This is a genomic window from Roseiconus nitratireducens, from assembly GCF_008629675.1.
Classification (GTDB): Bacteria; Planctomycetota; Planctomycetia; order Pirellulales; family Pirellulaceae; genus Stieleria; species Stieleria nitratireducens.
In genome coordinates, this window is the sequence record NZ_VWOX01000040.1 from 1 (window position 1) to 12,478 (window position 12,478).

Sequence of the window (12,478 nt, forward strand, 5' to 3'; positions counted from 1 at the left end):
TCGCCTGCATGAACTGTCACGCCAGCGTCCGAAGTTTGGATATCGCCAAATGACAAGATTGCTTCGTCTGGAAGGTTTCCGGGTAAGTTTCAAACGCGTCCATCGAATTTGGAAAGCCGAGGGCCTGAAAGTGCGTCAAAAGCCGAAGAAAAAGCGTGCAAGAGGCAGGTCGCAAAATGCGTGTCACCGTATTCGTGCTGAGCGAATGAACCACGTTTGGGCCTGGGACTTCATCTTTGATCGAACGAAGGCAGGGCACCCGCTGAAATGGCTTTCCATCGTCGACGAGTACACTCGGCGCTGCATCACCCTGGACGTCGGACGCGGGATGACCAGTGACGACGTGATCAATCGTTTGGCGGAGCTGTTTGCGATGTACGGTGTCCCGGAATGCATCCGGAGCGATAACGGTCCAGAATTTATCGCCAAGGCGATCCGGCAGTGGTTGGCCTCGTTGGAGATTACGACGCTCTACGTGGAGCCAGGCAGCCCCTGGCAAAACGGATACGCCGAGAGCTTTCATAGCCGTCTACGAGACGAACTACTGAACATGGAGGAATTCGAGAGTGTTTGCCACGCGCGTGCCCACGCCGCGGCTTGGCGAGAAGATTACAACGGCTACCGGCCCCACAGTTCACTCGGTGGCTTGCCCCCGGACGAGTTCGCGCGACGCTGTGCTGCTTCCGTTCCGGCTACGCCTCCACTCCAGCAGCACAGCGAAACCAAACCTGTTACCCAGCCCTTGCTCCCATAACACCTGGATTAAAAACGGGGGCTCTCCAATTCCTCTCAACTTCGGGAGGGAATTCTTGAACAGGATCGTACGGGTTTGAATTCATTCTCGACAAAGCTGTGAGCGATGATTTTAGTCGGGCCTCTGTTTCAAGCAGTCTAACCAAGACGGCGTTCGCGCAGGGGGGCTACAGGTCCGATTCCAGCGCTAAGAGGTTCCCTGCTGCCAGGACGCTTGGAGCATCCACCAACGAACTTGTTGGCCCCTTCAGTCGTTGAATGGAGCTTGCACTCGCTGATCAAGCTGCCGCAGATTGCCAAGAGTGACGGAATGCGCAAGCTGCCGATTTAGCTGTCACGGCTGCGAACGAGTTCATCGACGTTTTTGAACCAACCGATTGCTGCTTACATCGTAGTGATTCCGATGCCAACTGTGGACAGAATGAGCGCGACAGCGACCAAGAACCAGCCCCAAAGACGTCTGTGTCGTTCACTCATTACTACGCCCGGAAGATCCTCTCTTATCGCAACGAATGTGCTGGCTCGACTCACCAACGATGGGAAAAGGAGGTTCGCTAAACCAACAACTGCAAATGGTATTGCGAACAAGAAGGGCCAGTGTCTTGGTTCAACGTACACGCTTGCACCCCTCAACGATGACGGCACCGCCTTGACCAGCCCTCCGAAAATGCCAGCGCACCAGATTTTACAGATCATCAGTTAGGCACGGAGATCTTTGGATCTTGAGTCGGTTGCGTGGCAAAGCAGCAGCAGGCTGCAAGGGCCCGTAATCGTGATTGCTAAGTTTCATTGTCGTGTTCTCAAAAGACTGGAGATACGATCCTAACAGAGTCCTTCATCTCGTCGAAATCCCCGAGCAGGGCGAATCGCCCAGATGGCAACCTCCTCAAAAAAACCAGGTACTCAAACTTGAGAGTAGCAACCCAACCAACGCCGCCAAATCTCTGTTTGCCGGAGCGAAACTCGACCATAGCCGAATGACGCCTGCCCCTCGTCGCGGCCGGATCTTTCATTGCAAAGTTTTCGACAACAAGAGACTCTTCCGGAACCGTTCCCTTGAGCACGAGCGAGGGATTGAATTTATATGCGTGTACGGTAACCAACTTCTGCAAGTTGGTTGGTACAGTCAACGAAGTTTTCTCATTCGTTTCAATCCGGCCATCGAAGCTTGCGACAACAACAAGGTCAGCTCGATGCATTAAGAGATCGTAGTCGCCAGCATCTAGAACTGCCGGTCGAAGGGCGATTGCAATAAACAGAGCTAAGTATACTCGCGACACAAATGTTCCTTAAGCATGTAGCTCAATTGGTTTTAATTTAGAACTGACATCAAATGGCGGTCCCGCAACTGTCTTAAAGCAACCCCGCAGGTAAGCTACTGTTGCGGGTTGGCCAAAACAGACTCGATTTCTTGACGAAGAATAATTGCCTGTGGATGATTCGGAGTGAATCTCACCGGTAATAGGCATCCCGACGCGTTGCCATGGATCCAGCCACCATTCCAAGAGATGGCAAAACCAGCATCGTAATCCACGTTTCCAGTTAGCTTGAATCCGACATCCGGCGGCAATTTGCCGAGTTCGCGAAGCACTTCTTTTGACGGGAGCCTGTATCCAGAGTCAACGTCCTGTAGTGTCGTCCACTCAATTCCTGCTTGTCACGCTCTGTAAGGATCCTATCGGTGACCGAATTTTCCAAGCCGAAGAGTCTGGCGGAGGCAATTGCTGAGGTCGGCACCGAGAAGGGGCGGGAGCGACTGACGGCGTATCTTAATTCTCTGCCATTTCCACATTTCAATGCGATTTCTGGAAACCGAGATCTCCTCCTTCGAGTCGAGGCAGATGGATCTGAACGCGTGGGTACGTTTGTTGTTAGAGACTTTATCGAAATCGATTTCAACGGAAAAGCGTCGGTGACGGAACAATCGTTTATCTACAGTGTCGGCACGCAGGTGGTCGCTCAAAAAGAAGTCATGGCGGCCAATGATCGTATTGCGCACCCGGCGGGCGCTGTCGGTGTGATCGTCCGGTCGCCAGTCGATCGCACCCACGCGTATCGCGTGAAGTTCAGTGACGGTTTTGAAGCTCCGATTCATCACGACCAACTCGTTCGGCTTTCGGAGTTCAAATCCAACAGTATCCGCGATAACGATGCGCCGCTGATGAGTTCGGGCTTGTACGATCGCGTGATCTATCGCTGCGTGATTGGATCGCAAGCTTACGGGCTAGAAGACGAAGCGTCGGATACCGATCGCCGTGGAATCTACCTGCCGGCGGCCGACCTACATTGGTCGCTCTTCGGGGTGCCGGAGCAGCTGGAAAACGATGAGACGCAAGAGGTTTACTGGGAACTGCAGAAGTTCATTGTGCTCGCACTGAAGGCGAACCCGAATGTGCTCGAGTGCCTCTATTCTCCAATCGTTGAGTCGGCGACTCCGCTGGGCGATGAACTGCTCGAAATGCGATCTGCATTCCTCTCAAAGCTCATCTTCCAGACGTTTTCCGGGTATGTCGCATCGCAGTTCAAGAAGATGCAGACCGACATCCGCAATCAGGGGCGAGTGAAGTGGAAGCACGTGATGCACTTGGTTCGGTTGCTGCTGTCGGGAACGCACGTGTTGCGTTCGGGTGAAATGATGGTGGACGTCGGCCAGTATCGAGAGCGATTGTTGACGATCAAACGAGGGGAGATGCCGTTCGCCGAAGCAGACTCGTGGCGGAAGGAACTGCAAAACGATTTTGAGTCTGCGTTCAAAACAACCAAGCTACCGGAACGTCCCGACTATGAGCGTGCCAACGCATTCCTGGTCGACGCACGCCGGCGAGCGATGGGAGAGTCATTGCCATGACCGATGCCAGCACGATTGACCACGCGAAGATGATGCAGCACGTCGAGTCTCATCCATACCCGCTGTTGTTTGCGACCATCAGTGGAGCTCATCTTTATGGTTTCCCTTCTCCCGATTCCGACTTCGATCTTCGTGGCGTGCACATGTTGCCACTGGAGACCGTTGTCGGACTCGATGAAGGAGATCAGACCGTAGAGAAAGAGGGTATCTACGATGGTCTCGAAATCGATCTCGTCACGCACGACGTGGAAAAGTTCTTTCGGTTGATGTTGAAGCGTAACGGGTACGTGCTTGAGCAAATCTTCTCGCGGCTGGTTGTGTTCAGCACTTCCGAGCACGAGGAACTCAAGTCGATCGCCAGGAACTGCATCACGCGTCACCACGCACATCACTACCTCGGGTTTGCCGCGACCCAGTGGAAGCTCTTCGCCAAGGAGTCGCCTCCGCGCGTCAAGCCGCTGCTGTACGTCTATCGCGTGCTGCTGACGGGGATCCACCTAATGCGCACCGGGGAGGTCGAAGCCAACCTGATCACGCTGAATAAGTCGGCCAAGCTCTCGTACATCGATGACCTCGTGGACCGCAAGCGATGCGGACCCGAGAAAGGAACGCTTCAAGCTGCCGACTTGGAATTCCACACTCAAGAATACGAGCGTCTGACCGCCGAACTCGAGTCGGCCTACGAAGCCAGCAAGCTTCCCGAGATGCCGTCGGCTCGTGGCGAGCTGGATGATCTGCTCGTGCGATTGCGTCTGCGCGGCTAGTTGGTGTCGCCCTGCGGTTTCGGAATCATGAGACACCCGGCCAAGCAAAATGCTGCGCCGACTAGTTCCAGGGTTGCGAAGCCAAGATGCAACGTCGAGTAGCCATCGAAGGCTAAGCCGGCAATTCGCCCGCAAGCTGATCCGAACAGTGGCAAGCCTCCAACTAAGAGCGAAGCAAACAACTCCCCGCGCCACCAAAGTAGGATCATTGCTGTCGCGATAGCAAACTCGACTCCGCCGTAGAATGCACGCACTTCCGTCAGCATCTGTGGCGATGAAGCCTCGACACCGAACGCGGGCAGCAACGCATCTGGATTGGTGCCCAACCAAACCGCAAACGCTGCCCATGTGATTGCGGTTACTAAGACGATTGCAGTTGGTGTTTTCGACATGCTCGCCTCTTATCATCAACACCGTTTAAAAACGATGAGCAGGCATCGTTTCGCGGCGTTTCGATTCGCTTCAAGGTAAAAATAATCGACCGGCACCCAGAAATTGCAGATCGATCAACGCCGGGATAGTCTGCGAGCAACCGATGGCGATGCTTGTCTTCCATCACGAGAATTAGATCTGCCCAACCGAGATCGACAGCGTGGATCGTCTGCCTCGCGGACCTTGCCGTACCTAGAGATCGAACCGATACTCGTGGATCGTCCCGATAGACAGCTTCGGCCGTCGGACTGCGCCACTGATTCTTACTGCAAACGAACAAGGCATTGATTCGATTGGCCATCAGAAGCTGTCCGCTTGTTTCCGGTACCGCATTCAATTCTCGCCCAATCGGTATCGGAGTGCGGGTGTGCAGTCATTTCAAAAGTAGCGAGTCGTCAAAGTCTTTTGACTAACGGATTCGCAATCCCGTTTCTTGGACGATCCATAGATGGCCAGCGAGAGGCTCGTCAGTTTCCAATAGAGCAGTTAGCTGGTTGACTAACGCCAAAACGGTTGGCTTAGCCTGGTTTCGAGGACGCAAGATGATGATGCCTGGATAGTCAGCCGGCGGATAAGTGCGAATGTCCGAGAAGTCCAGATCGAGAGTTGCAAGGGCGCGCCCTTCAGCTTTGCAGACGGATGCAACCTTGGGATCCAAATCGCCAACCATGCTTTGATCGAAGATCGTCATCGCGTCGTGCCCTGCGGCCTTCAGCGTTTCGGCCACATCGACTGGCAGGTTCTCGTCGATCTTGAATCTCGCCATCACATCTCGAGAGAGGGCTTTATGGAGTGAGTGGCACGATTCGTTCGCGGGCCAGTTCGGCAGCGTACGCGATGCAGGCGTCGATGTCTTCTGCTTTCAGGCTGGGGTAGCTCGAGAGTATCTCGTCTCTGGAGACACCTGCCGCCAAGTTGTCGAGGACGACAGAGACGGTTACGCGAGTGCCGATGACGCAGGCTTGACCGTGACAAACGAGAGGGTCAACAGAGATTCGGTCTTGCCAAGTCATAGCAACATCTCAGGGTTCGAATTGCGAACTCGCGCGTCAGCCCGGGCTCCGGTGTAAACCCGTTTTGCCATGTCAAACAGAGAGTCAGAGAGTTCTCGGGGTTGTCTCCGGGGTGCGAGGCCAACCAAGTCGGTTAAGACCGGCAGCCCGAACTCTCTCGCCGAAACAGAGAACTCTTGTTGACAGGGCAAACCGTCGCAAACACTGCGAAAATCGGGGCCAAAATCAAAAACGCCCGCCAGCCTGATTCAGGCCGCAGGCGTTAACTGGACGGTACTTAGTTCCGTAGTTTTTCAAAAAGCTCCCCGAAGGGAACCCTCTTCGTGCACGTTCTCAGTTTTCGGATATCGCCAAGCCGTTGTCAAGAGAGGGGTTAGCAATTCCGCGTCCGTTTCGGTCGGTCGGCCGTGAAACGCTCTACGGAAATCTAATGGCAGCACCCGCCGGGGCCAGCGGCTAGCAAAAGCGATTCCCGGTGGCTTCACCCCGAGGCAATCTCCGCAAGCCGCTCTGGCGTGCTCCCCATTTTTTGATCCAGCTGTTATGAAGGTCCCCTGGCCGTAGAATGGCCGAAGGAGATTTTCGATGACCAAGAAGGGTAGACGACGAAGTCCTGAACAGATTGTTCGAGCGATCCAGGAAGGCGAGGCGATGCTCGCTGGCGGGAAGTCCGAAGCCGAGGTTTTCCAAAAGCTCGGGGTGAGCGAAGGAACTTGGAATCGGTGGAAGAATCAATATGGCGGAATGAAGTCAGAGGAGGCCAAGCGTCTCAAGGAGCTCGAACTTGAGAATCGACGGCTCAAGGAACTGCTTGCCGAAGCAGAACTGGACAAGCGGATGCTTAAGGAGATCGCCGAGGGAAACTTCTGAGCCCGGCGCGGAAGCGAGAAGCGGTGCACGTGCTGCAGCACTGTTTCAACGTTTCTGAGCGTCGGGCCTGCAAGACTCTTGGAGTAGCCCGTAGTACCCAGCGGTACAAGGCGACCACGAAGTGCGATGAAGGATCCCTGACCACACGGATCATGGAGCTGGTGCGTGAGTTTCCCCGGCTCGGTTATCGGCAGATCACTCGCCTCCTTCGTCAGCAAGGTTGGCGGGTGAATTTCAAACGCGTCTATCGGATTTGGCGTCGAGAAGGCCTGAAAGTACCCGTGAAGAAAGTGAAAAAGCGACGACTCGGCGACAGCGGTGGGGGAATCGTCCGGCGGCGGGCGGAGCGTCCCAATCATGTGTGGGCTTTGGATTTCATTTTTGACCGGACCTGCAACGGTCGCCATTTGAAGATCCTGACCGTGATCGACGAGTTCACTCGCGAGTGAATCGCCCTGGAGGTAGGACGGCGGATGACCGGTGATGGCGTCGTGGAATTGCTGGTTGACCTTCTGGCAATCCGAGGGAAGCCGGAGTTCATCCGCGCCGACCGGGTGATCGGTAACGTTACCCTGCAAAGATGTTGACGCCCTGTCCGGTTCATGTTACGCATGATGGCCCCGAGAGCCCGCGCCGACGAGCAATTTTCACTTTCTATTTCTGAACTCGAATTCTGTCCCACATGCATACGTGACCCAATGAGCCCCGTCACCCGCTTCGTCGCAAGGCACTGAATGCGTCTCTCCACAACCACTCTTTGCAGCATTGCTGTCTCGGTGACCGCTCTATTCGGCTGTGACCGATCTGAAGTAGCCGTTTCAGCTCCTCAGGATCAGGCCGGTGTCGGCGAGTTCGATGCTGAACAGGCAAATAAAGTACAGCCAACCACCGGATCCACGCCTAATCGCCGCGACCAGAAATCAGTCGATTCTGAAAGCACTCAGGCCGTAGGCAACTTTGAAATTTCTGGTCAGGCCGCACCGACACGTCGGCCCAGTTTTTCGCGATATAGCGGATCCGCTAGCTTGCTCTCGACACGTGCGTTTTCGGTCGGGAGCGGCGAGATGCCGGTCGGTTCTAAAACAATGATTGGAAAGCGTCTCCCGGCATTCTCGCTCAATGACATTGCTGGCAACACGCTCACAAATGAAACCTTGAAAGGCAAGGTCGTCCTCCTCGATTTCTGGGCAACGTGGTGCGGGCCGTGCCGCAAAGCCTCGCCGGTCATGCAGCAACTCCACGATGAGTGGGCTGAACGAGGCTTGATGGTCATCGGCGCGAACACATCCGAATTTGATGACGGCCAGATCATCAGGACCCCAAACGCCGCCCGTGCCTACGCCGCAGAACATAACTACACATATACATTTACCTATGGCTCGGACGACCTGAAGGCCGCGTGCAAGGTTACAGGCCTACCTGCTTTCTTGATTGTTGACACCGACGGCGTAGTCGTTGATGTTTTGATGAGCTACGACGACACGCTGCTGGATATCTTGCAGCAGAAGATTGAGCCTTTATTGGAAACGATTCCGGTGGTTGATCGTTCAAATGTGGTGGAGCAGATTGGCAACCGCGGATGACAAGCGGGGCTTTGATCTTATGATGTCGAGGACAGGGCGCTGAGTAATCAGGGGTAGGGAATCGTTGGCTGCCATACCAGATCGATCTTTCTTCACACGAATTCCCGAGCGATGTTCCGCCTCGCCGCACTCTGCGGCCCATATGTCTACTTTGATGATACGCTGGTCGATCCGCTAATTGTTCAAGGTAGTGACAGTGTTGAAGAGTTGCTCGAGTATTATGATGCATACCAGATTGGGGACGAGGATCAAGTCGATGGTGACGAAGGACCGACTTTGATGCATCCGACCTGGTAGACTGTTTTGGCCGATAACAACGCGATGCACGCCGAGTCGCCGAGTCGTCGTTTTTGAAGTGGATGATCTCTCGCGGCGACCGTGTGATTGCCGACGTTCCACCAAAACTAAATCCCGTCATTTTCCGCGACACAGAATGCAGATTAGCGAAAAGTACGCCAATGCATTTCTCGACTCGATGACCTCACGACGCATTTTTATGGTCGCGGTGTGGTGGATGTTTATTGGAGCAACAGCCGCGTTTGGGATCGATTTGGAATGCCGCCATTTTCCAATCAGCAGCCGTGTTCTCTCTTCAGTGGTCCCAGCGCTTTGCTTCTTGTGTTTGCACTGGCTGATCAGACGACACCAGCGATATCTCGCGGTTAATGATGCGGACATATACTCCTACGAAGATGGTGCTACGAATTCTGCTTGCGGCATGCCTGCACGCGATTCTTTCACCGGCCGCAGTGCTCGCAAACGACGACGTTGAGCCAACCAGCGAACGAAGTGTCTCTGCCGAACAGTTCGTCAAGCAAATGCAACTGCTGGCCCGTGGAAATCCGCCGGGTCGGACTTCCTTTGATAAGGAGGGTTCCCTGGCATCGCTGAAGAAGACGATTCACGATGAATTCGACGGAACGATCATCGAGTTCGAGGTTTGGATATCGAGCGTGAAGTGGAATTCGGGTACGGCGACTATCTTCACTTCCTCGCCAATTCCTCGGTACAAGGTAACCAAGCGAAGCCCCTTCACGATTCGTGCAACGATGCTGTTCAAGGTCCCGATGAGCCGAAGCGAAGCGGCCGCGATCGACACACGCAAGCCGATAGCGTTTCGAGGCGAGTTGGCCTACAAGGAGCCGATTGATGTCGCCCGGTCACCGCAGTCCACGCCGCTGTTCTCGCTACGGAGTGACCACTACAGGTATGTGTTGTCGCTGGGGAGTTTTATCTCGGCGTCGTATACGCTCACAATTGATGACGAAGCGGTGCTGGAAGTGAAGCCTGATCCTTGAAATTGAGTATCTTTGTTGGTCCGTTGTGCATCTTGTTGTCGTCGATTCTGAATAGTGGAAGGAGGCTGCAGCAGACTGCTCGACAATGGATTGGCTGAGAATGCCTTTCTCAGTGGGATTATGTTGGGAGGTTGGCCAACCGACGCTATGACAATGCAAATGATCGATTTGGCCGTAAAGCGAAATCGCGACAGTTGGGAGTTCTCAATCGATCGCAGCGATCTTCGCGGGAACTTTGCGATTCATGTGCTTGATCAGGGCGGCACATCGTTGTTGACTTTGCCGCTGCGCGAGCACCTGGATGGATTCTCGCGGTTTGCACATTTGACAACCGCGGGAATGTCGTGGCAGCAGCAGATTCTTTCCTATTTTATTGAGTTGGGTCAAACGTACTTGGTAATCCGGCCATGGTGGGGATCCCGTTTGGTCGTATCGCTGGACGACTTGATGCCTGTTGCGGATAAAAATGTTGACCACGAATTGACCCAGTTTGAGCGATCGGTAGTGATTGCCGAGCTCAAGAAGATTTCGAGTGAGTTGCATGCCGGCAAGTCGCCGGCTGAGGATAGGTCCACGAAAACGGTCAAATTCACACTGGATAGCTGCCTCTACCTACCAGGTGTCCTGGATCTCGTTGAAACGATTCCTACGTTGCAGGAGCTCGAGAAGCACTGTTTCATCCAGGGATCGCGTTCGGAGGAAACAGCGATACCGGAGGTAGAGCTTAAGCTTTGCTGTGGAAGACGGTTTGTGCAAAACTCGCTCCGGCGGCTTGGGGTAAAGCCAAGGTATCCAACCTACGTCGTGGTTGATGAAGAATCGGGATACGCCGAGCTCAATTGCAAAGACAGAAGAGAATCCCAACTCGTGTTTGATATCAGGAGGGACGCTGCAGTGCGCGAGATCTTCATGCGACTCGGAACACCAGACTACATAGAACGAGGAGGTGAGAGATTCGATGGGCAAAAATATGTCAGGTGGATGTTGCGCTACGAGATCGATGCGGAGTCGCCGTACACGCTATTGATTTACTTGAACCGCGACCGGGATCAGGCGGTTCGCTGTGTCAAGTATTCGCCGCCGTTTTGGGTTGGGCCGGATCTATTTCCTGCCGAGCATTCGTTGATAAAGCACGATGGAGGGACCGTGATTTCATTTATCGACGATCTGGAAAATGGGACGTTCGCCGGCGAGATAACCGAGCTTTGACAGATCATCGTCGGTTCAATTGTTTCGGTTTGCTAAACAAGCGACGTGCTTCTTTGCGGACAGTTCCGGATAGCTTTGAAGCGAGGCATGGGCAACCTCCGCACCCTTGTCAGGACGATGTTTGGAGTCGACTATTACGTGTCAATCACGTACCCCGAATCGTCCCCTCTCCACCTTCACGAAACGCGACCCGCCACCCTTCTTCAACTCGCGCAGGATCGCCGAGTACAGCGTCGCATGCGGTGTCTTCCCGCCGGGGCTGGTCCAGTAGCCAGCGTCGGCCATCGCGGCGATCATCTCCTGGGTGTTCATCGGCTCGCCCGGTTCCTCCAGGACCTTGGCGGCGGCGCTGAGGCACGACATTTTCGGTTTGTCGCCACCGCTTCGCCGCTCGCCGCCGGCTTTGGTCTTGGCGACCCGTTTGCGGGCTCTCTTGGCTATGGCCGTGTCCGCCGAACCAGCGGCCTGTGCCGGCCCCTGTAGTCTCTCCGCCGTTTTAATCCGAACGGCCTTGCCAGTGGACATGTTCGTCGCGTCCCAACCGCCGTCGCCGTTGATCGCATCAATCTGCACGACCACCTTCTTGCCCGTCACCTTGGCGTAGTACTCGCCGCCGATTTTCACGTCTGACTTCTTCATTGGCCTGTCTCCTGAATTCAGATGCTTGATGCTTTCCACCGGGCGGAACGACTGGCCCGGCACCAACACACATGAGCCAGGTTTTGCGAATTGCATCAAGCGAATCCGAGGAGCTTCTTCCATCATTTACGCAGCTTTCCTAAGACGGCACAGGGGGCCACACCGGGCGTCGTGTGCGGCTCTGGCGAGGACGGCAGAATCAGCCGGAATCGGCAGCGCGACGCGACAGCGGCCGAACCGTCGCCCCTAACGAGAAAACGCCGGGCAGCTTGACCCGGCGTTGGCGACAATCGTCGAATGCGATTAAAGAACCGCTCCCAGTCGGCTGCCCTTCATCGCGTCGATCGCGGCGACCGCACGGAAGTGTTCTTCCAGAGGCGGCCCGGCGGACTCTGGCTGCTTGTCGTCTTCCGTCTCGAGCGATTCGGCCAATGCGTACAGGCCTTCCATTGCCTTGTAGTAGGCTTCGCGGATCTCTTGGGCCCTGTCGGGATCCATGCTGCGGAAGATTCCGCGGAGGACGGCGTCTCGCTGGGCGGTGGTTTCATTCTGTGTCATTGCTCGGCTCTGGTGAATGGTGTTATTGGCGCTAGCACACATGAGCCATGGGGCCGGAGCAACCGCAAGCGAATCCGCACAGCGTTTTTCTGATTTCCGCAATAAACAGAGTTCGGACGGAACCCCGCGTGTTCGCTTGACTACGATGCCGCCATTCAGGTTGGTATCGCAAGAAGTCGGGTGCCGAGGAATGACGCTTGCGAATACTCGGCGTGGGAAACGTCTCTTTATCGTATTCTTCGCTGATGTTCTTGCGAATCTATGAATTTACGTACAACTTCTTTTTCATTTTGATTGAAGGTTGGTTGTTCATAGAGCACCTTTCGCCACCATATCAGTTTCTCTTCCGAAATGGGTTTCACCATTCCCACAAGTCCACCTCGCCGTCTTCCATCATTGCCAGGGCCCAGAACAGAGGATGGAGGAATTGCCACGCACTTACCAGCATTGCCGCGTCTAACGAAGCTTTCGGGGGTTGTGCATAAATGTACCAGGTACTTGTTTACCGGGG

15 protein-coding genes are annotated in these 12,478 nt (G+C 54.7%); 9 read left to right on the forward strand and 6 right to left on the reverse strand.

From position 1 onward, the window contains the following. Window positions 1-13 precede the first annotated feature (13 nt). Window positions 14-754: an IS3 family transposase gene (locus FYK55_RS28290; RefSeq protein ID WP_261344975.1), complete on the forward strand. Its 741-nt coding sequence runs from the start codon at window positions 14-16 to the stop codon at window positions 752-754. A gap of 799 nt (window positions 755-1,553) precedes the next feature. Here the strand turns inward: FYK55_RS28290 and FYK55_RS28295 are convergent. Further along, window positions 1,554-1,952 (reverse strand): hypothetical protein, encoded by a 399-nt coding sequence (locus tag FYK55_RS28295; RefSeq protein ID WP_161604818.1) that lies wholly within the window; start codon window positions 1,950-1,952, stop codon window positions 1,554-1,556. Between the two features lie 713 nt (window positions 1,953-2,665). Here FYK55_RS28295 and FYK55_RS28300 point away from each other — a divergent pair. Both FYK55_RS28300 and FYK55_RS28305 read left to right on the forward strand, forming a co-directional pair. Then, a complete protein-coding gene (locus tag FYK55_RS28300) occupies window positions 2,666-3,601 on the forward strand; it encodes a nucleotidyltransferase domain-containing protein (RefSeq protein ID WP_235909037.1) in 936 nt (311 codons plus the stop codon). Further along, complete coding sequence (locus FYK55_RS28305) at window positions 3,598-4,365, forward strand: nucleotidyltransferase domain-containing protein (RefSeq protein ID WP_150079982.1); 768 nt, start codon at window positions 3,598-3,600, stop codon at window positions 4,363-4,365. Before FYK55_RS28300 ends, FYK55_RS28305 begins: the two co-directional genes overlap by 4 nt. On the opposite strand, the gene FYK55_RS28310 is transcribed toward FYK55_RS28305, so the two are convergent. The 3 genes from FYK55_RS28310 to FYK55_RS30185 form a co-directional block, all read right to left on the reverse strand. Beyond that, window positions 4,362-4,757: a DUF4345 family protein gene (locus FYK55_RS28310; protein ID WP_150079983.1), complete on the reverse strand. Its 396-nt coding sequence runs from the start codon at window positions 4,755-4,757 to the stop codon at window positions 4,362-4,364. The two genes, FYK55_RS28305 and FYK55_RS28310, sit on opposite strands and share 4 nt — an antisense overlap. Window positions 4,758-5,206: 449 nt before the next feature. Further along, on the reverse strand, window positions 5,207-5,563 hold the full coding sequence (locus FYK55_RS28320) for a DUF5615 family PIN-like protein (protein ID WP_150079984.1): 357 nt from the start codon (window positions 5,561-5,563) through the stop codon (window positions 5,207-5,209). Between the two features lie 19 nt (window positions 5,564-5,582). Next, window positions 5,583-5,810: a DUF433 domain-containing protein gene (locus FYK55_RS30185; protein ID WP_150079985.1), complete on the reverse strand. Its 228-nt coding sequence runs from the start codon at window positions 5,808-5,810 to the stop codon at window positions 5,583-5,585. Between the two features lie 585 nt (window positions 5,811-6,395). Between FYK55_RS30185 and FYK55_RS28330 the strand changes: the two genes are divergently transcribed. From FYK55_RS28330 to FYK55_RS28355, 6 genes are all read left to right on the forward strand, one after another. After that, window positions 6,396-6,680: a transposase gene (locus tag FYK55_RS28330; protein WP_150079986.1), complete on the forward strand. Its 285-nt coding sequence runs from the start codon at window positions 6,396-6,398 to the stop codon at window positions 6,678-6,680. A 29-nt stretch (window positions 6,681-6,709) separates the two neighbouring features. Next, window positions 6,710-7,129 (forward strand): IS3 family transposase, encoded by a 420-nt coding sequence (locus tag FYK55_RS28335; protein WP_150079987.1) that lies wholly within the window; start codon window positions 6,710-6,712, stop codon window positions 7,127-7,129. 285 nt (window positions 7,130-7,414) lie between these two features. Further along, the gene (locus FYK55_RS28340) at window positions 7,415-8,263 is read left to right on the forward strand and encodes a TlpA family protein disulfide reductase (RefSeq protein WP_150079988.1); all 849 of its coding nucleotides are present in this window, start codon (window positions 7,415-7,417) and stop codon (window positions 8,261-8,263) included. 111 nt (window positions 8,264-8,374) lie between these two features. Continuing rightward, window positions 8,375-8,560: a hypothetical protein gene (locus FYK55_RS28345; RefSeq protein WP_150079989.1), complete on the forward strand. Its 186-nt coding sequence runs from the start codon at window positions 8,375-8,377 to the stop codon at window positions 8,558-8,560. Between the two features lie 395 nt (window positions 8,561-8,955). Next, window positions 8,956-9,561 (forward strand): hypothetical protein, encoded by a 606-nt coding sequence (locus FYK55_RS28350; protein ID WP_150079990.1) that lies wholly within the window; start codon window positions 8,956-8,958, stop codon window positions 9,559-9,561. Between the two features lie 159 nt (window positions 9,562-9,720). Then, window positions 9,721-10,770, forward strand: coding sequence for a hypothetical protein (locus tag FYK55_RS28355; RefSeq protein WP_150079991.1), 1,050 nt, complete (start codon window positions 9,721-9,723; stop codon window positions 10,768-10,770). A 141-nt stretch (window positions 10,771-10,911) separates the two neighbouring features. Here FYK55_RS28355 and FYK55_RS28360 read toward each other — a convergent pair whose 3' ends face one another. Both FYK55_RS28360 and FYK55_RS28365 read right to left on the reverse strand, forming a co-directional pair. Further along, entirely contained in the window at window positions 10,912-11,505 is a 594-nt protein-coding gene (locus FYK55_RS28360; RefSeq protein WP_161604820.1) for a winged helix-turn-helix domain-containing protein, read from the reverse strand. 207 nt (window positions 11,506-11,712) lie between these two features. Next, window positions 11,713-11,967 carry a hypothetical protein gene (locus FYK55_RS28365; RefSeq protein ID WP_150079993.1) on the reverse strand — a complete coding sequence of 85 codons (255 nt, stop codon included), beginning with the start codon at window positions 11,965-11,967 and terminating at the stop codon, window positions 11,713-11,715. Between the last annotated feature and the right edge of the window lie 511 nt (window positions 11,968-12,478).